This window comes from Streptomyces sp. NPDC087440, from assembly GCF_044744005.1.
Lineage (GTDB): Bacteria > Actinomycetota > Actinomycetes > Streptomycetales > Streptomycetaceae > Streptomyces.
Map to the genome: position 1 here is coordinate 1 of NZ_JBIUXN010000030.1, position 15,911 is coordinate 15,911.

The window sequence follows — 15,911 nt, forward strand, 5'->3', positions numbered from 1 at the left end:
CCGCGCCCTTTTGGGGGGGGGGGGCAATCCCCAAAACCCCCCCCCACACCCCCCGCGGGGGGGCTAGGTTTTTGGGGAGGGGGGGGGGGGGGGGGAAAAAGGGGGGGGGGGGGGGGCCCCCCCCCCCCCATGAACAGCAACCACCCCCTCACCCCTCCGCCACAACCTCCCCCAGCTCCGCCAGGAACCGATCCGTCGTCCCCCGGTCCCGCACCGCCACCCGCACCCACCCCTCCCCCAACCCCGGAAACGTATCCCCCCGCCGCACCGCGAACCCCCGCTCCCGCAACCGCCCCCGCACCTCCACCGGCACCCGCACCAGCACAAAGGGAGCCCGAGCCCCCTCCACCACCCGGATCGGAGCCAACTCGGCCAGTCCGGCCACCAGATGGGCCCGGTCCGCCGCGATCCGCACAGCCGCGGCAGACGCCTCCTCCTGTGCCCGGGGCGACACACACCCCTCCGCCGCCACCAACGCCGGCGTCGACACCGGCCACAACGGCTGCGCCCGCTCCAGCAGCGCAATCACCTCCGGCGCAGCCGTCACGTACCCCACCCGCAGCCCCGCCAGCCCCCACGTCTTCGTCAGACTCCGCAGCACCACAAGCCCCGGCACGTCCGTCCGCCCCACCAGCGCCTCCGGTTCCCCCGGCACCGCGTCCATGAACGCCTCGTCGACCACCAGCACCCGCCCGGGACGGGCCAGCCGGACGATCTCCGACGCCGGGTGCAGCACCGACGTCGGGTTCGTCGGATTGCCGATCACCACCAGGTCCGCGTCCTCGGGCACCGCCGCCGCATCCAGCCGGAACCCCTCCGACTCCCGCAGCAGCACCCGCCCCACCTCGTGCCCCGCGTCCCGCAGCGCCGCCTCCGGCTCCGTGAACTGCGGGTGCACCACCACCGGCCGCCGCACCTTCAGCGCCCGCGCGAGCAGCACGAACGCCTCCGCCGCCCCCGCCGTCAGCAGCACCCGCTCCACCGGCAGCCCGTGATGCGCGGCCACCGCCGCCCGCGCCGCCCGCCCGTCCGGGTACGCGGCGAGGGTGTCCAGCGAGGCGGCCAGCCGCGCCTTCAGCCATTGCGGCGGCGTGTCGGACCGTACGTTGACCGCGAGGTCCACCAGACCGGAGGCCGCGCCCCGCACCTCCGCATCGCCGTGATGCCGCAGGTCATGGCCGTCAGACGTCATCAACAACACCCATCCCGGTACGGGCCACCGCGCACGTCGCCATGGCCGGACGCCCCGCAGGGCTCGACTTCCTCTTCGGTACGAGGAGTTCGCCCCCCGCACCGGACGCCGCGAGCGCCGCCGCCTCCGCCACCGACGGCGTCCCCACCGCGCTCAGCGCCCGCCCGGACGGGTTCGGCACCGTGACAGCGGCCAGCACGTCCGCCCCGTACGACAGCACCGGCACCCCGAGCCGTCGCCCGCACTCCACGATCGCCCGCTCGTGCGCCTTCACGTCGACGGTGGCGAGCGCGCCCACCGCGCCCAGCGGCAGTCCGGCCGCGCCGAGGGCGTCCACCACCAGCGCGTACAACTCCTCTACGGGCGCGTCCTCGCACGCCCCGACCCCCACCGTCACCCTTGTGGCAGCACGCACCGGACATCCTTTCGCGCGGCGAATCGGCCCAGCCCGACATGCGCCGCACCGCGCCCATCGGCTAGCAAGGGCTCATGGCGTACATGGCGGTCCTCGTCGCGCTCGGCGCGTTCCTGATGACGCTGTTCGGTGGCTGGGTCGCCCAGCGCGTCACCGACCGGCGGCACCTCGTGCTGGGCCTGGCCGGCGGGCTGATGCTCGGCGTGGTCGGACTCGACCTGCTGCCGGAGGCGCTGGAGGCCGCCGACAGCGAGGTGTTCGGCGTGCCCGTCGCCCTGCTGCTGTTCGTCGGCGGCTTCCTCGCCGCGCACATCGGCGAGCACGTGCTCGCCGGACGACACGCCGCGCACGGGGGAGAGGAGGGCGGCGCCGCCACCCCGGAACGCATCCCCGAGGTCGGGCTCACCGCCGCCTCCGCGATGGTCGGCCACAGCCTGATGGACGGCATCGCCCTCGGCGCGGCCTTCCAGGTCGGCGGGGGCATGGGCGTCGCCGTCGCCCTCGCGGTCGTCGCGCACGACTTCGCCGACGGCTTCAACACGTACACACTGACCAGCCTCTACGGCAACGCCCGCCGCAAGGCCCTCGCGATGCTGTTCGCGGACGCGGCCGCCCCGGTGGTGGGCGCGGCCTCCACGCTGCTGTTCACCCTCCCGGCCGAACTCCTCGGCTGCTACCTGGGCTTCTTCGGCGGCGTGCTGCTCTACCTGGCCGCCGCCGAGATCCTCCCCGAGGCCCACCACGGCCACCCGGCCCGCTCCACCCTGCTGTGCACGGTGGCGGGCGCGGGCTTCATCTGGCTGGTGGTGGGCATCGCGGCGGAGTGAGCCCGCGCGGGGCGGGGGCGTGTGCGTACGGTTCACGGCTGGGCGCACCGTTCGACGAACCGGTACGCCATCTGGGGCGCGGCAGCCCAGTGCGTGTGCAGGTAACTGGCATGCACATTGCCCTGTACGAAGCCCTCCACCCGGCGCTGCGGATGCGTGAACCCCCACGCGGGCGCGGCCCCGGCCCCCGGCTCGATCACCGTGCGGTGGAACTCGTGCCCGCGCAGCCGCGTCCCGGCGGCGGCCAGCGCGCTGTCCCCGACGGCCACGGCCTCCCGGTACCCGAGCGTCAGCTTCTCCGACATCCGCGCCTCGGCGTCCAGCACCCCGCACATGGGCTGCCCGTCGAGGGAGCGTGCGAGGTAGAGGAGCCCCGCGCACTCGGCCGCCACCGGCGCGCCCGATGCGGCCAGTTCAGCGACGGCCTTGCGCAGCGGTTGGTTCGCGGACAGCTCGGGCGCGTACACCTCGGGGAATCCGCCCCCGATGACCAACCCCCGTGTCCCGTCCGGCAGTTGCTCGTCCCGGAGCGGGTCGAAGGGGACGACCTGCGCCCCCGCCGCGCTCAACAGCTCCGCGTGCTCGGCGTACGAGAAGGTGAACGCGGGACCCGCCGCCACGGCGACCACCGGAGCCGTCGGCACAGCGGTGCCCACCGGAGCCGCCGTCCCCCCGGTCGGCTCCCACGCCGCGTCCCCGGTAGTACCGGCGCTGCGCGCCAGCGCCAGCACCGCCTCCAGGTCCACCCCGGCCCGCACCTGCTCCGCCAGCGCGGAGACTGCCTCGACCGCCTCCGCCTGCCGCTCGGCGACGGGCACCAGCCCGAGGTGCCGCGACGGCGTCCGCACCTGCCGGGCCCGCCGCAGGACACCGAGCACGGGCACGCCCGACCCGTCCAGCGCCTCCCGCAGCAGCTCCTCGTGCCGGTCGGAGCCCACCTTGTTCAGGATGACGCCGCCGATCCGCACCTCCGGGTCCCACGACGCGAACCCGTGCACCAGCGCCGCCACCGACCGGGACTGCGACGACCCGTCCACCACCAGCACCACCGGCGCCCGCAGCAGCTTCGCGATCTGCGCCGTGGACGCCAACTCGCCCTGCCCGGCGGCCCCGTCGTACAGGCCCATCACGCCCTCGACGACCGCCAGGTCGCACCCGGCGGCCCCGTGCTCGAACAGCGGGCCCACCAACTGCGGCCCGCACAGGTACGCGTCGAGGTTGCGCCCCGGCCGTCCCGTCGCCAGCGCGTGGTACCCGGGGTCGATGTAGTCCGGCCCCACCTTGTGCGGCGACACGGCGAGCCCGCGCTCCGTGAAGGCGGCCATGAGCCCCGTCGCGACCGTGGTCTTCCCGCTGCCCGACGACGGCGCGGCGATGACGATCCGTGCTACCACTCGATGCCTCGCTGGCCCTTCTGACCCGCGTCCATCGGGTGCTTCACCTTCGACATGTCCGTGACCAGGTCGGCGGCGTCCAGCAGGGCCTGCGGCGCGTTGCGGCCCGTGATCACCACGTGCTGCGTGCCCGGCCGGTCGCGCAGCACCTGCACGACCTCCGCCACGTCGATCCAGCCCCAGTGCAGGGGGTACGCGAACTCGTCGAGTACGTAGAACTTGTAGGTCTCGGCGGCGAGGTCCCGCTTGACCTGCTCCCAGCCCTCGCGGGCCTTGTCCTCGTTGTCGGCCTGGTCGTCCCGCTGGACCCACGACCAGCCCTCGCCCATCTTGTGCCAGGCGACCGTGCCGCCCTCGCCGGTCGCGCCGAGCGCCTTGAGCGCGTTCTCCTCGCCGACCTTCCACTTCGCCGACTTCACGAACTGGAACACCCCGATCGGCCAGCCCTGGTTCCAGGCGCGCAGCGCCATCCCGAAGGCGGCCGTCGACTTCCCCTTGCCGATGCCCGTGTGCACCATGAGCAGCGGCCGGTTGCGGCGCTGGCGGGTGGTGAGCCCGTCGTTCGGTACGGTTTCCGGCTGTCCCTGCGGCATCGTTACGCGGCCTTCCTCGAAGTTCCAGTGACGTCCTTGACGAGCCCGGCGATGGAGTCCGCGCGCAGCTCGTCCAGCGTGACGGCGGTGCCGCCCAGCTCCCGGGCCAGTTCGGCCGCGAGCCCGAGCCGGACCATCCCCGACTCGCAGTCCACGACCACCGAGGCGATGCCCTCCGCCTCGTGCAGCCGCGCGGCACGGCCCGCGAGCGCGACGGGCTCCGGGCCGCCGGTCGCCCGGCCGTCCGTCACCACGACGAGCAGCGGCCGCCGCGAGGGGTCGCGCAGCCGCTCCACCCGCAGCACCTCGTGCGCCGTGAGCAGTCCGGCGGCGAGGGGGGTGCGTCCGCCGGTCGGCAGGAGCTCCAGCCGGGCCGCCGCCGCGTCCACGGACGAGGTCGGGGGCAGCGCCACCTCGGCGTCCTTGCCCCGGAAGGTGACCAGGCCGACCTTGTCCCGCCGCTGGTAGGCGTCGAGCAGCAGCGACAGCACCGCGCCCTTCACCGCGCTCATCCGCTGCCGTGCCGCCATCGATCCGGACGCGTCCACCACGAAGAGGACCAGGTTGCCCTCGCGGCCCTCCCGGGTGGCCTGCCGCAGATCGTCGCGTCGTACGACCAGACCGCGCCCGGAGCGTCCGCGCGCGTGCTGGTGCGGGGCGGCGGCCTGCACGGTCGCCGCCAGGTGCAGCTTGGTGAGGGCGCCTCGGGGGCGTACGGCACCGGTCGTGCGGCCGTGCTCGGTGCGGGCGCGGGACCTGCGGCCCGCCGCGCCCTCGCCCAGGCCCGGCACGCTCAGCATCTGGGTGCGGAACGGGTCGGCGGGCTTGGCGGCGGGCTGTTCGGGGGCGGCCTGCCGGGAGGGGGCGGGGTGCTGCTGTTCTTCGGGTTGCTGATCTTCGGGCTGCGGCTGCTCGGGCGTGTCGCCCTGTTCCGACTCGCCGGTCTCGGGCGTGTCGGGGCCGGCGTCCTGCGGGCCGTCGTTCTGCGCGCCGTCGTTCTGCGGGGGCAGGCCACCGCCGCCACCGGGGCCGTCGGGGTCGTCGTCGCCCTCCGGGGGTTCCGGGGGGCTGTTCTGCTCCAGCGTCTCGTCGAGCTTGTCCTCGTCGAGGCCGGGCGCGTCGAAGGGGTTGCGGCGGCGCCGGTGCGGCAGCGCGAGCAGCGCGGCCTGCCGTACGTCCTCCTCCTGTACGTCCTCCCGGCCCGCCCACGCGGCCAGCGCGGTCGCGGTGCGCGCCATCACGATGTCGGCCCGCATGCCGTCGACCTCGAACGCGGCGCAGGTCGCGGCGATCTGGCGCAGCGCGTCGTCGCCGAGACGGACCTGGGGGAGCAGGGCGCGGGCCGCCACGATGCGCTCGCGGAGGTCGGCCTCCTCGCCCGCCCACTTCGCGGCGAACGCCGCCGGGTCGTCGTCGTGGGCGAGCCTGCGCCGGACGACCTCGACCCGCTGGTCGGTGTCGCGGGAGGCCGCCACCTCCACGGTCAGCCCGAAGCGGTCGAGCAACTGGGGGCGCAGCTCGCCCTCTTCCGGGTTCATGGTCCCGACCAGCAGGAACCGTGCGGCGTGCCGCACGGAGACGCCTTCGCGCTCGACGTACGACGCGCCCATGGCGGCGGCGTCGAGGAGGAGGTCGACCAGGTGGTCGTGGAGGAGGTTGACCTCGTCGACGTAGAGGATGCCCCGGTGGGCGTCGGCCAGCAGGCCCGGCTCGAAGGCCTTCACGCCCTCGCTGAGCGCCCGCTCGATGTCGAGCGCCCCGACGAGGCGGTCCTCGGAGGCCCCGACGGGCAGCTCCACCATGCGCGCGTCGCGCGGCACGCCGTCGCCGGGCTCGTGGGGGGCGTCGGGACACGCCGGGTCGGGGGCTGTCGGGTCGCAGGAGAACCGGCAGCCCTCCACCACGTGCACCTGCGGCATCAGGGCCGCGAGCGCGCGGACGGCGGTGGACTTGGCCGTTCCCTTCTCGCCGCGGACGAGGACGCCGCCGACGGCGGGGGACACGGCGTTGAGGAGCAGGCCGAGGCGGAGGTCGTCCTGGCCGACGATCGCGGTAAAGGGGTAAGGCGTACTCATACGGTCTCCATCGTCATCGTGATCCTCATCGTCATTCCGGTCCCGTCCCGCTGGGGGCCGCTCGGCTTGCTGCGGCTGGGCCTCGTTCTGTGCCGTGCCCGGCACCTCGGTTGCCTGCGGCGCTGCCCCAGTCCCGCCCCTTCACCTAAAGCGCTTGGCCGCGCGGCTTGTGGGTGGTTGCTCGCGCAGTTCCCCGCGCCCCTGATGGCATGCCCTCCGGGCAGCCATCCCCCCAGCCCCCTTGGGCGGCGGGGCCGCCCCCCGGGGGCGGGACGGGCGGGCAAGGGGGCGGCCCCTCCCGCTCCCGGCCCAGCCCGGTGCCGCCCCTGGCCCAGCCGCAGCCCCGGCCGCACCCCTCACAGGGCCCGCACCCCCGGCGGGACAAAGGGCAGCCCCACCGGCGCGCCCGACTCGATGAGCCGCCACAGCCCCTCCGTGTCCGCATGCTCCTCGATCAGATCGCCCAGCCGGTCCAGCTGCTCCTCGCGCAACCCCTCGAAGCTCGTGTCCGGAGCGGGCACGAACCGCCGCCCGGAGGCGACGGCCACCTCCCGCAGGAAGGCCCGCCGGAAACCGTCGCTCTCCAGCGACCCGTGCCAATGGGTGCCCCAGACCGCGCCCACCCGGCACCCGTCCAGGAAGGCTTCCCCGCCCAGGACCTCCGCCACCCCGTGGTGGATCTCGTAGCCCTCGACGGTCTCCCCGAGCGCCGACCCCACCGGCCGGGCCAGGGTCTTCTCGCGGGCGAACCGCACCCGTACCGGCAGCAGGCCCAGCCCCTCGACCAGCCCGGCCCTCGACTCGACCTCGTCCTCGATCAGCTCGCCCAGCAGCTGGAAGCCGCCGCAGATGCCCAGCACCGGGAGACCGGCAGCGGCCCGCCGCGCCAGCGCGTCGGCCAGGCCGCGCTCCCGCAGCCACTCCAGCGCGCGGACCGTCCCCCGCGTCCCCGGCACGACCACCAGGTCCGCGTCGGCCAGCTCCTCGGCCCGGTCCACGAAGCGCACGACCACACCCGGCTCGGCGGCCAGTGCGTCCACATCCGTGAAGTTCGACATCAGCGGCACCGCGCACACCGCGACCCGCAGCACGTCCTCGCCCACCGGCGGCGCCACCACCGACTCGCGGACCGCACCCCGCAGGGACACCCGCAGGCCGTCCTCCTCGTCGATGCCCAGGCCGTGCGCGAAGGGCAGCACGCCGTACGTCTTGCGGCCGGTCAGGTCCTCCAGCATGTCGAGGCCGGGCTCCAACAGCGACACATCACCCCGGAACTTGTTCACCACGTACCCCGCGACCAGCCGCTGGTCCTCCTCCGCCAGCAGCGCCGTCGTGCCGAAGAAGGAGGCGAAGACCCCGCCCCGGTCGATGTCGCCGACCACGACCACCGGGAAGTCGGCGGCCCGCGCGATGCCCATGTTGACGATGTCCGTGCGGCGGAGGTTGATCTCGGCGGGGCTGCCGGCCCCCTCGCAGATCACCGCGTCGTACTGGCTCCGCAGCTCCGCCAGGCACTCCGTGACCGTCCCGAGCAGCGCCTCCCGGTGCCCGCCCTGAACACCCTTCCCGTACGTCTTCCCGCCCGCCGTGCCGAAGAAGCCGCGCGCGCTCATCTCGCCCACCGGCTTGCCGAGCAGCACCACCTGGCTGGACTTGTCGCTGCCGGGCTTGAGGAGGACCGGGTTCATGAGCGCGGTCGGCTCGACGCGTGCGGCCTGCGCCTGCATGGCCTGGGCGCGGCCGATCTCCGCGCCCTCACGCGTCACGAAGGAGTTCAGGGACATGTTCTGCGCCTTGAACGGGGCGACCTTCACCCCCTGGCGCACCAGCCACCGGCAGATCCCCGCCGTGACGACGCTCTTGCCCGCGTCCGAAGTGGTCCCCGCGACCAGCAGTCCGCCGCCGCTCATGCGTTACGTCCTTTCGCGTACGAAAACGCCAGCCGCCCCGCCGCACACGCGGCCAGCGCCAGCACACCCACCCGGCGCGACAGCCGCACCGCACGTTCGATGTCGGGCACGTCCACCGGACGCCCCGTCTCCCCGTTCAGCACCGCCCGGTGCTCCACCCGCCCCGCGTACGACAGCGTGCCGCCGAGCCGCACGCCCAGCGCGCCCGCGAAGGACGCCTCGACGGGGCCCGCGTTGGGGCTCGGGTGCGCGGCGGCGTCGGCGCGCCAGGCGGCCAGAGCGCCCCGTGAGTCGTCCCCGGCCAGCACCGCGAGCGCCGCGGTGAGCCGTGCGCCGGGCCAGCCCGCGACGTCGTCGAGACGGGCCGAGGCCCACCCGTACCGGCGATAGCGCGCCGACTTGTGCCCGACCATCGCGTCCAGCGTGTTCACCGCCCGGAACGCGACCAGCCCGGGCACGCCCCCGACCGCACCCCACACCAGCGCGCCCACCACGGCGTCCGACGTGTTCTCGGCGACCGACTCGACCACGGCCCGCGCCATCTGCTGCCCGTCCAGCGCCTGCGGGTCGCGCCCGCACAGGTGGGGGAGGCGTTCGCGGGCCAGTTCCAGGTCACCGGCGGCCAGCGCCCCGCCGATCGCCCGGGCCTCGCGCCCCAGCGACGTACCCCCGACGACGGACCAGGTGACGGCACCGGTCAACGCGACGGAGGCGGCGGGGGAGCGGCGCAGGAGACGGGAGGCGACGGCGGCGGCTCCGGCGGCCCCGCCCACGCAGAGCAGGGTGTGCAGTGCGCCGCGCGCCCGGTCGTCCTGCCACAGGGCCTTCTCGACGGTGGAGGCGGCACGTCCGAAGAGGGCGACCGGATGTCCCCGGCGCGGGTCCCCGAACACGGCGTCGCAGGCCATCCCGAGGGCGGCGCCGACCGCGAACGCGTACGGGGGCATGACAACGGAACCGCGTGTACCGCAGCCGGGCATGGCGACGTGTCCTTAACTCAGGGTCCGCGCCCTGGTTCGAGGTGACGAGCGGCTGGGAGTTCCTGGCTTCGGCGCGACCCTTCTCGGATCGACCGTGACAGTGGCGGGACCGCGCCGGATTCGCACCGGCTTCCTCTCCATGCCGCCGTATTGGCTCCGGCAGTCCACCACGCCCCGCGAACACCCGTCAACCTGGGGTTGACCTGCGGCAGTCCGGTGTGCGGAGGCCCACACGGGGCGGGCAGGGGGCGCACGCGAAACCGCCCCGCGCACGGGGCGCGGGGCGGTTCGAAGGGGGTGCGGGTCGGGTGACGGGCGGGTGTGCGCGTCAGGCGACGATCAGGAAGATCCCGTACGCCACCGCCGCCGCGCACAGCGCGAAGCAGGCGTACGCGCCGGTGCGGGCCATCGGGGCGGAGCCGCCCGAGGCGGCGGCCGCGGTCTGCTTGGAGAGGCCCACGATGCCCAGGGTGAACAGGCCCACCAGGGCGACGGTGGCCACGAGGCTGACACCGAAGACGGTGCCGAGAGCTGCCCAGTCGATGTTCATGTCGCGTGTGTCCTTAGACCGATGCGGCCGGGCGGACCGGGTCGGCGGTGGGGGAGTGGAGGGTGGTCTTCAGATCACCGGTGGCCGAGTACGTGGCCTCGCTCGGGAAGACACCGGCCGGGGGCGGGGTGACCGCGGCGATGGCCGTGGTGACGACGCCCGCGGGCTCGGCGGCGGCAGCCGTCTCGTCGAGGTCGTCGGCGGTGACCGGCTTGCGGCGCGACAGCGCCCAGATCGCGGCGGACCCGGCCACCAGCAGGATCGCGACGACGGTGACGCCCCACGTGCCCTGACCGGTGAGGAACTCGGCGGCCGCGGCGACCGCGCCCGCGGCGGGCAGGGTCAGACCCCACGCCACGAACATCCGGGTCGCGGTCGACCAGCGGACCACGCCGCCCTTGCGGCCCAGGCCCGCGCCCATCACGGAGCCGGAGCAGACCTGCGTGGTGGAGAGGGAGAAACCGAGGTGCGAGGAGGCCAGGATGACCGTCGCGGCGCCGGTCTGGGCGGCGAAGCCCTGCGGCGGACGCAGGTCCGTGAGGCCCTTGCCCATGGTGCGGATGATGCGCCAGCCGCCGAGGTAGGTGCCGAGCGCGATGGCGACACCGGCCGAGACGATGACCCACATCGGGGGGTTGGCGCCGGGGGCCAGCACGTTGCCGGTGACCAGGGCCAGGGTGATGACACCCATGGTCTTCTGCGCGTCGTTGGTGCCGTGCGCCAGCGAGACGAGACCGGCGGAGGCGATCTGGCCCGCCCGGTAGCCCTTGGCGGTGGCCTTCTCGTCGGTCTTGCTCGCCAGCTTGAAGGTGAGCTTCGTGGCGAGGTACGCGGCGATGCCGGCGACGATCGGCGCGGCGATCGCGGGCAGCAGCACCTTGGTGATGACGACGCTGCCGTTGACGCCGGAGGCGCCCACCGACATCAGGGTGGCGCCGATGAGGCCGCCGAAGAGTGCGTGGGAGGAACTGGACGGCAGGCCGATCAGCCAGGTCAACAGGTTCCAGAGGATCGCGCCGACCAGCGCCGCGAAGATCACTTCTGTCGTGATGCCGCTCTCGTTGATGAGCCCGCCGGAGATCGTCTTGGCGACCTCCACGGAGAGGAAGGCACCAACGAGGTTGAGCACGGCGGACATGGCCACCGCCGTCTTGGGCTTGAGTGCGCCGGTCGAGATGGTGGTCGCCATCGCGTTGGCAGTGTCGTGGAAACCGTTCGTGAAATCGAACACGAGAGCGGTCACGATCACGATTCCGAGAAGGAGCGTGATGTGTTCCATTTACCCAGGCAATCGTTTGAGGTCAGTGGCCGTTGGAACGTAAGCAACCTGAGTGAACGGAAGATGAACTGGATGGGGCATCACGGTGACCCGAAACGCCGCACCGCCGTTCCGCTTTTCACCGGAACGGCGGTGCGGGCGGGTTCTCCCTAGGGGCGCCCGGGGCGTCAACGCCGGGTGAAGGCGCTCAGCCTGCCGTGCGACCCGTTGAAGAGATTCTGGTCACCCGGAAGTGAACCCCGGCCGTTGTCGAACTGCCAGATCGTCCAGTACGACCAGCCCGCGGGCAGCGGACCCGGCGAGGTGCTGTAGCGCGCCAGCCACAGCGCGTGGTTCCGGCCGAAGGCGGTGCTGCGGCCGGTGCAGTCGTTCCACCAGAGCGTGGTCGTGTAGATCACTGGGCGGCGGCCGGTCCTGCGGCGCACCTCGTCGCTGAAGGACGCGATCCACCGCCGCATCTGGGCGGGGGTGAGGCCGTAGCACTTGTTCTTCTTGTTGATCTTCTTGTACGGGTTGTTCTCCAGGTCGACGGCGGGCGGCAGCGTCTTCCCGTCGTTCCGCCAACCCCCTCCGTTGCGTACGAAGTGGGCGGCCTGGACCCGGCCCGAGGACTGGTGCGGCAGGGCGAAGTGATACGCCCCGCGCTTGATGTCGGCCGCGCGGGAGCCGTTGTACTGCTGGGAGAAATAGGGGTTGCGGTAGGTGTGGGACTCGGTGGCCTTGACGTAGACGAAGGTCGCCCCCTTCTTCCTGGCCTTCCTCCAGTCCACGTTCTTCTGGTGCCCGGAGACGTCGTGACCGCGCGGTGCGGAGGCGGCCCGGGCCGGGCCGGTCAGCAGGACGGTCGTACCCAGGGTGAGGGCGGCGGTGGCGGCCGCGGCGGCGGAGAGGGTTCGGACGCGGTGCGACGCCCGGTTGCGGGCGCGGCGTGTCGCGCGGTTTCGGGCGCGGCGCAGGGACGGTTTGTGATCACGGGCCATGATTCCCCCCGGAATGGCTACGTGCATGACAAATCTGGGCAGAGGCTACTGGAAGATCCGGGCGAGCCTGTCGATCTCCGGCCAATACGACGGGCTACGACCACGCGGTCTTACGGAGCCACGGCCTCCGGGCTACAGTGCGCCGCCGCCCGGCTGGCAGGATGCGGGACATGACAACACGGGTGACGGACGAGGTGGCGGCGGCCTGGCGGGACCTGGTGGACACGGCCCGCCGGTCGGTCACCGACGGGCTGGTCGTCGGGACCTCGGGGAACGTCTCGGTGCGGGTCGGCGCGGACCTGGTCCTGCTCACCCCGAGCGGTGTGCCGTACGACCGGCTCACCCCCGACGACGTGACCGGGGTCGACCCCTCGGGCCGCCAGGTGCTCGGCACCCTCGTCCCCACCAGCGAGCTGCCCCTGCACCTCGCGGTGTACGGCGCCACCGACGCCCGGGCGATCGTGCACACCCACGCGGTGCACGCCACCGCCGTCTCGACGCTCGTGGACCGGCTGCCCCTGGTGCACTACATGGCGGGGGCGCTGGGGGGCCAGGTGCGGACGGCGGCCTATGCGGCGTACGGGACACGGGAGTTGGCCGAGAACGCCCTCCTCGCCCTGCGCGACCGCACCGGGTGCCTGCTCCGCAACCACGGGATGCTCACGTACGGATCGACGCTCTCCCAGGCCTACGACCGCACCGCCCAGCTGGAATGGATGTGCCGCGTCTGGCTGACCGCGTCCTCCGTGCCCGGCCGCTCCCCGAGCCTCCTCACCGAGGCGGAAGTGGACACGGCCGCCGCCCGGCTGCGGGGCTACGGCCAGCCCGGCTGAGGGGGACGGCTGCCCGAAGGGCCTGCCGTCCAGGGGCGCGGGGCCGTGCTCGATCTGCGGCTCCGCCGCGCGGGTGCGACCAGCCACGACGAATCCGCACGGGACCCGGACCACGACGCACCCGCACGGGGCACGGCCCCGCCACCGAAGGCCCCCGCCCACTGGCACTACCGGCCACCACTCCCGACACTGATAACCGTGCACCCGGCCAAAGCAACGGCAGCAGCCGTCACCACACTCATAGGCATCGGCGCGGCCGCCGTCGCCGCCGCCCGGTACGCCGGCGACGCCGCACTGAAGGCGTCCCCCGGCCACCCCCTGCCCGGCGACCCCCGCGTGACCGTGCACGCCACGGCACCCGGACAGGTCACCCTGACCAGGGGGCTCGCCACGCTCAGGCCGGGGGTGTACGGCCTGGAGGGCGCGGGCGTGCACGCCGTCGTCGGCCCCGTCCTGGAGGCCGCCCCGCACGAGCCGGACACCGTGGTGCGCCGCCTGGAGCGGGTCACCCGGGGCTCCCTGGAGCCCGGCGCCCGCCTCCACCTCACCCCGTACGTGCACAGCGGCGACCCCGGCACGGCACTGGGCCTCGACTTCGCGCACGTCGACGTCATGGGCGAGCTCGGCTCCCTGCCCGCCTGGTTCGTCCCCGGCGCCCGGACCGGCACCTGGGTGATCACCGTGCACGGCCTGGGCGCCACCCGCGAGCACCCGCTGAACGTCATGGACCTCCTGCACCGCTTCCGGCTGCCCGTGCTCGACCTCGCCTACCGGGGCGACCCGGGCGCACCCCGCTCCCCGGACGGCCTCGGCCACCTCGGCGATTCCGAGTGGCGCGACCTGGACGCCGCGATCCGGCACGCCGTCCGCGAGGGCGCCCGGCGGATCATCCTGTACGGCTGGTCCACCGGCGGCGCCATGGCCCTGCACGCCGCGACCTCCTCCGCCCTGCGCCACCACGTCGCCGGACTCGTCCTCGACTCCCCGGTGCTGGACTGGGAGGCGACCGTCCGCTCCCTGGCCACCGCCCGCCGCACCCCCGCCGCCCTCCTTCCGCTTGCCGTACGTGCCGCCCAGGGCAGCACAGGACCGCACGGCGACCGGCTCCGCGAGGCCGCCGACCCCGACGGCCTGCGCGTCCCGGCGCTGATCTTCCACGGCCCGGCCGACACCGTCGCCCCCTGGGGCCCGTCCCGCGCCCTGGCCGACGCCCGCCCCGACCTGGTCACCCTGCACACCGTGCGGGACGCCCCGCACGCCGCCATGTGGAACGCCGACCCGGCCGCCTACGAAGAGGCCCTGCGCCGCTTCCTCACCCCCCTCCTGTAACCCCGCCGAGCCCTCCCCGGGCCCGCCCACGTAGCAGATTTCACGGCGCCGCGTGGGCGGTGAGAAGGATTCCGTTTGGGCTTTCGGGCAGTCAGCGGAGACACTGCTCCACGTGACGTCCCGTACACCGCGCGACTCCAGGCTCCGACTTGTCCGCCCGCGACCCCTCGCCACAGCCCGACGGGCCGTGACGAACCGGCGTACCCGCCCGGCCCCCCGGCCCCCCGAGGGAACCCCCGCCCAGGCGGAGCTGGCCCGTCACGCACGGGAAGTGCTCGCCGACGCCACCCGGGTGGCGCGCTGGGCCGACACCGAGCGCTCCCGCGGCGCCGCCCCCCGCCCCGACCAGGCCGGACGCCTCTGTGACGCGTCCGCCGAACGCGCCGCGGAGGCACTGCGCCTGACCGAGACTCAGGTCCGGGCCGGCTGGGACCGGGCCCGCCTCGCGGGCCTCGTCGAGATCCACGGCAGCAACGCCCGCCCCGGCTGGCGGCTGCGTGCCTGGGACCGCGACGACGCCGCCGTGCTGCGCGGCTGGGTCGCCCTCTTCGACGCCTGGTCGATCGTCCACCCCGCGCCGAAGGACATCGCGCCCGTCACCGTCGCGGAAGTCGTCGAGTCCGTACCCCAGGTGCTCTCCCTCCTTCAGCTCTCCGCCGGACCCGTCCTGGTCCCGGCCCTGCTCGACCTGCTGGAGCAGCGCGTCGCCGAACTGCACGAGGAACGCTGCGAGGTCCCGCCGCACCTGCACGGCATCCCCGCCCAGTCCACGACGCACTCCGTGCCCGTACCCCTCTCCCTCCTCCTCGACTGGGCCCTCGAAGGGCTCGCCGCCGTCGGCGCCCTGACCCTCGGCGAGGGCCAGGCGACCCTGACCCCGCTCGGCAGCTGGGCCGTCTGGGTCAAGCTGGAGCAGATCTGCGTCGCCGCGCAGAGCCCCGCCGGGAACATCGAGCAGTCCGCCGACGCCATGCTCAGCGGCTGCGCCCGGCTCACCCCAGGACCGGCCCGCGCCGAGTACCGGGCCTGGCTGGCCGCCCGCACGGTCGGCACCGCCGTCCTGGAACTCCTCGAAGTCGCCCGCGGCGAGGACGCCCTCCTGCGCGGCCTCGCCTTCGAGGCGCTCAGAGTCGTCGGCGCCCCCGCCGAGGCCGAGGTCCGTGCCGCCGCCGAAGAGGTCGCCCTGCGCCCGTACGCCCTGCTGTGGCTGGCGGAGCACGAGGGCGTCGACCCCGAGGACGCCCACGACCGGCTCACCCGCGAGGAGTCCACCTGGCTGTGGGTGGACACCGCCGCGGCCGTCGCCGACCACGGCGAGAGCGAACTGCTGGTCCGCCACCTCGAATCGGCGGTCCAGGGCACCGTCCCCGCCCTGCTCGACGCGGTCCGTGCCGTCGGGCACCCGCGCACCGTGCAGGTCCTGGTCGCGCTCGCCGCCGCCCACCCCGACCCGGCCCTCGCGAAGGCCGTGCGCCGGGCGGCGTTCCAGGTGCACACCGGCGGCGCGTAGGAGACCGGAGCGGGTGAGGCGGCGGCGCGACCCGCCTCACCCCT

At 74.2% G+C, this 15,911-nt stretch carries 13 protein-coding genes, 1 pseudogene and 1 riboswitch; of the genes and pseudogenes, 4 read left to right on the forward strand and 10 right to left on the reverse strand.

Annotated elements, in window-relative coordinates:
* Nucleotides 1-148: 148 nt before the first annotated feature.
* A complete protein-coding gene (gene cobC / locus ACIO3O_RS38510) occupies nucleotides 149-1,192 on the reverse strand; it encodes an Rv2231c family pyridoxal phosphate-dependent protein CobC (protein WP_401754208.1) in 1,044 nt (347 codons plus the stop codon).
* A complete protein-coding gene (locus ACIO3O_RS38515; protein ID WP_401754211.1) occupies nucleotides 1,182-1,607 on the reverse strand; it encodes a cobalamin biosynthesis protein in 426 nt (141 codons plus the stop codon). The genes cobC and ACIO3O_RS38515 overlap by 11 nt, the downstream gene beginning before the upstream one ends.
* A gap of 83 nt (nucleotides 1,608-1,690) precedes the next feature.
* Here ACIO3O_RS38515 and ACIO3O_RS38520 point away from each other — a divergent pair, with 83 nt between their 5' ends.
* Complete coding sequence (locus ACIO3O_RS38520; protein ID WP_401754438.1) at nucleotides 1,691-2,434, forward strand: ZIP family metal transporter; 744 nt, start codon at nucleotides 1,691-1,693, stop codon at nucleotides 2,432-2,434.
* A gap of 32 nt (nucleotides 2,435-2,466) precedes the next feature.
* Here the strand turns inward: ACIO3O_RS38520 and ACIO3O_RS38525 are convergent, their stop codons facing one another.
* From ACIO3O_RS38525 to ACIO3O_RS38560, 8 genes and pseudogenes are all read right to left on the reverse strand, one after another.
* Nucleotides 2,467-3,828, reverse strand: coding sequence for a cobyrinate a,c-diamide synthase (locus tag ACIO3O_RS38525; RefSeq protein ID WP_401754213.1), 1,362 nt, complete (start codon nucleotides 3,826-3,828; stop codon nucleotides 2,467-2,469).
* Nucleotides 3,822-4,421: a cob(I)yrinic acid a,c-diamide adenosyltransferase gene (gene cobO / locus ACIO3O_RS38530; protein ID WP_401754216.1), complete on the reverse strand. Its 600-nt coding sequence runs from the start codon at nucleotides 4,419-4,421 to the stop codon at nucleotides 3,822-3,824. The genes ACIO3O_RS38525 and cobO overlap by 7 nt, the downstream gene beginning before the upstream one ends.
* Nucleotides 4,422-4,423: 2 nt before the next feature.
* Nucleotides 4,424-6,496: a putative cobaltochelatase gene (locus ACIO3O_RS38535; RefSeq protein WP_401754219.1), complete on the reverse strand. Its 2,073-nt coding sequence runs from the start codon at nucleotides 6,494-6,496 to the stop codon at nucleotides 4,424-4,426.
* Between the two features lie 141 nt (nucleotides 6,497-6,637).
* Nucleotides 6,638-8,406, reverse strand: a pseudogene (locus tag ACIO3O_RS38540) (cobyric acid synthase).
* Nucleotides 8,403-9,353 carry a cobalamin biosynthesis protein gene (locus tag ACIO3O_RS38545; protein ID WP_401754222.1) on the reverse strand — a complete coding sequence of 317 codons (951 nt, stop codon included), beginning with the start codon at nucleotides 9,351-9,353 and terminating at the stop codon, nucleotides 8,403-8,405. Before ACIO3O_RS38545 ends, ACIO3O_RS38540 begins: the two are co-directional and overlap by 4 nt.
* Nucleotides 9,354-9,422: 69 nt before the next feature.
* A riboswitch (cobalamin riboswitch) is annotated at nucleotides 9,423-9,562 on the reverse strand.
* Between the two features lie 152 nt (nucleotides 9,563-9,714).
* Nucleotides 9,715-9,936, reverse strand: a complete 222-nt coding sequence (locus ACIO3O_RS38550; RefSeq protein WP_401754225.1) for a hypothetical protein — start codon at nucleotides 9,934-9,936, stop codon at nucleotides 9,715-9,717.
* 13 nt (nucleotides 9,937-9,949) lie between these two features.
* A complete protein-coding gene (locus tag ACIO3O_RS38555; RefSeq protein ID WP_401754228.1) occupies nucleotides 9,950-11,215 on the reverse strand; it encodes an anion permease in 1,266 nt (421 codons plus the stop codon).
* Between the two features lie 167 nt (nucleotides 11,216-11,382).
* Complete coding sequence (locus ACIO3O_RS38560; RefSeq protein WP_401754231.1) at nucleotides 11,383-12,195, reverse strand: lysozyme; 813 nt, start codon at nucleotides 12,193-12,195, stop codon at nucleotides 11,383-11,385.
* A gap of 170 nt (nucleotides 12,196-12,365) precedes the next feature.
* Here ACIO3O_RS38560 and ACIO3O_RS38565 point away from each other — a divergent pair, with 170 nt between their 5' ends.
* The 3 genes from ACIO3O_RS38565 to ACIO3O_RS38575 all read left to right on the forward strand — a co-directional run bounded on the left by ACIO3O_RS38565 (nucleotide 12,366) and on the right by ACIO3O_RS38575 (nucleotide 15,867).
* Nucleotides 12,366-13,028 (forward strand): class II aldolase/adducin family protein, encoded by a 663-nt coding sequence (locus tag ACIO3O_RS38565; RefSeq protein WP_401754234.1) that lies wholly within the window; start codon nucleotides 12,366-12,368, stop codon nucleotides 13,026-13,028.
* A gap of 198 nt (nucleotides 13,029-13,226) precedes the next feature.
* A complete protein-coding gene (locus tag ACIO3O_RS38570; protein WP_401754237.1) occupies nucleotides 13,227-14,357 on the forward strand; it encodes an alpha/beta hydrolase in 1,131 nt (376 codons plus the stop codon).
* 112 nt (nucleotides 14,358-14,469) lie between these two features.
* Complete coding sequence (locus tag ACIO3O_RS38575) at nucleotides 14,470-15,867, forward strand: hypothetical protein (protein ID WP_401754240.1); 1,398 nt, start codon at nucleotides 14,470-14,472, stop codon at nucleotides 15,865-15,867.
* Nucleotides 15,868-15,911: the final 44 nt, after the last annotated feature.

Excerpts from the sequence above, each read along its gene's own strand:
- cobC (WP_401754208.1), bottom strand. The coding sequence starts at position 1,192 with ATGACGTCTGACGGCCATGACCTGCGGCATCACGGCGATGCGGAGGTG.
- ACIO3O_RS38520 (WP_401754438.1), top strand. The coding sequence starts at position 1,691 with ATGGCGGTCCTCGTCGCGCTCGGCGCGTTCCTGATGACGCTGTTCGGT.
- cobO (WP_401754216.1), bottom strand. The coding sequence starts at position 4,421 with ATGCCGCAGGGACAGCCGGAAACCGTACCGAACGACGGGCTCACCACC.
- ACIO3O_RS38535 (WP_401754219.1), bottom strand. The coding sequence starts at position 6,496 with ATGAGTACGCCTTACCCCTTTACCGCGATCGTCGGCCAGGACGACCTC.
- ACIO3O_RS38545 (WP_401754222.1), bottom strand. The coding sequence starts at position 9,353 with ATGCCCCCGTACGCGTTCGCGGTCGGCGCCGCCCTCGGGATGGCCTGC.
- ACIO3O_RS38550 (WP_401754225.1), bottom strand. The coding sequence starts at position 9,936 with ATGAACATCGACTGGGCAGCTCTCGGCACCGTCTTCGGTGTCAGCCTC.
- ACIO3O_RS38555 (WP_401754228.1), bottom strand. The coding sequence starts at position 11,215 with ATGGAACACATCACGCTCCTTCTCGGAATCGTGATCGTGACCGCTCTC.
- ACIO3O_RS38560 (WP_401754231.1), bottom strand. The coding sequence starts at position 12,195 with ATGGCCCGTGATCACAAACCGTCCCTGCGCCGCGCCCGAAACCGCGCG.
- ACIO3O_RS38565 (WP_401754234.1), top strand. The coding sequence starts at position 12,366 with ATGACAACACGGGTGACGGACGAGGTGGCGGCGGCCTGGCGGGACCTG.